At 65.6% G+C, this 1,508-nt stretch carries 3 protein-coding genes; all 3 read left to right on the top strand.

The annotated features are described in order from the left end of the window. The first annotated feature begins 86 nt into the window (after positions 1-86). Genes FDZ70_10535 through rplT form a run of 3 tightly spaced genes read left to right on the top strand, consistent with a single transcriptional unit; the run spans position 87 to position 1,323 of the window. Entirely contained in the window at positions 87-716 is a 630-nt protein-coding gene (locus FDZ70_10535) for a translation initiation factor IF-3 (protein TLM66352.1), read from the top strand. 4 nt (positions 717-720) lie between these two features. Continuing rightward, on the top strand, positions 721-918 hold the full coding sequence (rpmI, locus tag FDZ70_10530) for a 50S ribosomal protein L35 (protein ID TLM66351.1): 198 nt from the start codon (positions 721-723) through the stop codon (positions 916-918). A gap of 45 nt (positions 919-963) precedes the next feature. Continuing rightward, positions 964-1,323 (top strand): 50S ribosomal protein L20, encoded by a 360-nt coding sequence (gene rplT / locus FDZ70_10525; GenBank protein TLM66350.1) that lies wholly within the window; start codon positions 964-966, stop codon positions 1,321-1,323. The last annotated feature ends 185 nt before the right edge of the window (positions 1,324-1,508 follow it).

The following is a 1,508-nucleotide window of genomic DNA, read 5'->3' as shown; positions in this document are numbered from 1 at the left end:
GCTCACCTTCGAAGCCGCCGGGCGTTTCTCGTTCTTCGGGAAGTGAAGGCAGTGCCCCGTGTGGCATCGGGGCGCACAGTACGGAGGTGACCGCCATCAGCTCTACCGATACGCGAGTCAACGACAAGATCCGGGTGCCGAAGGTGCGCCTGATCGGCGTCGACGGCGAGCAGCTCGGCATCTACGCCACGTCCGACGCCCTCACGATGTCGGACGACCTGGGCCTCGACTTGGTCGAGGTCGCGCCGAACGCGGATCCGCCGGTCGCCAAGATCATGGACTACGGCAAGTGGCGCTACGAGGAGGCCATCAAGGCCAAGAAGGCGCGCAAGCACCAGACCATGATCCAGATCAAGGAGATGAAGTTCCGCCCGAAGGTCGACAAGCACGACTACGAGACGAAGAAGCGTCACGTCGTGCGGTTCCTGGAGGCGGGCGCCAAGGTCAAGATCACGATCATGTTCCGCGGACGCGAGATGGTGCACGCCGAGCGCGGGCTGGCCATCCTGGAGAAGCTGGCCGAGGAGCTGCGGGAGTTGGCGGTCGTCGAGGCCGAGCCCAAGCTCGAGGGGCGGAACATGTTCATGCTGCTGGCTCCGGTCAAGCCCAAGGAGCCGAAGAAGGAAGCACATGCCGAGAAGCCGGCCGAGGAAGCTGCGGCCGACGAGGCCGCCGAAGCGCCGGCCGCCGAGGCTGACGAGAGCCAAGGAGAGTGACCGCATGCCGAAGATGAAGACGCACAAGGGCACCGCGAAGCGGTTCCGCACCACGGGTACCGGCAAGATCGTGCGGGGCAACGCGTTCAAGAGCCACATCCTCGAGAAGAAGAGCCCGAAGCGGAAGCGCGCCTTCCGCGCCGAGTCGCTCGTGGATCCGGCCAACACCGCCGTCATCAAGAAGAACCTCGGCATCGGCTGATACGCCGATCTCGCCGCTGATACGAGAAACGAGGAGTGATCACCGATGCCTAGGGTGAAGAGGGCGGTCACCGCCAAGAAGAAGCGCCGCACAGTACTGACTCGTGCGAAGGGCTACTCGGCCTGCAAGTCGCGCACGTACAAGGACGCCAAGGAGCAGGTCCAGCACTCGCTCCAGTACCAGTACCGCGACCGCCGCAACAAGAAGCGCGAGATCCGCCGCCTGTGGATCGCGCGCATCAACGCCGGCGCCCGCCTGTCGGGTCTATCGTACTCGCAGTTCATGCACGGTCTGAAGGTGGCCGGCATCGCGCTGGACCGCAAGGTGCTGTCCGACATGGCGATCAACGACGCCGCGTCGTTCGCGAAGCTCGCCGAGCTGGCCAAGCAGGCCGTCGCCGCGTAGAGCGAAGCGCGCACGGTTCGACCCGGCTTCGAGGCCCGTCACCGCGATGGTGGCGGGCCTCAGCGCGTAGTGGCGGGGGAGCGCCTGAGCGTGGCCGAGGCGAGTGCCGCGAGCGCTCCGACGATGAAGTAGCCCACGGCGCCGGCGTTGAGCATGAAGACCAGTTCGAAGCCGCACCACAGCAT

It is taken from the genome of Actinomycetota bacterium (genome assembly GCA_005774595.1).
In the GTDB taxonomy this organism is placed as follows: domain Bacteria; phylum Actinomycetota; class Coriobacteriia; order Anaerosomatales; family D1FN1-002; genus D1FN1-002.
The sequence above is the reverse complement of the archived record's forward strand: the minus strand, read 5'-3'. Positions and strand labels throughout refer to the sequence as shown.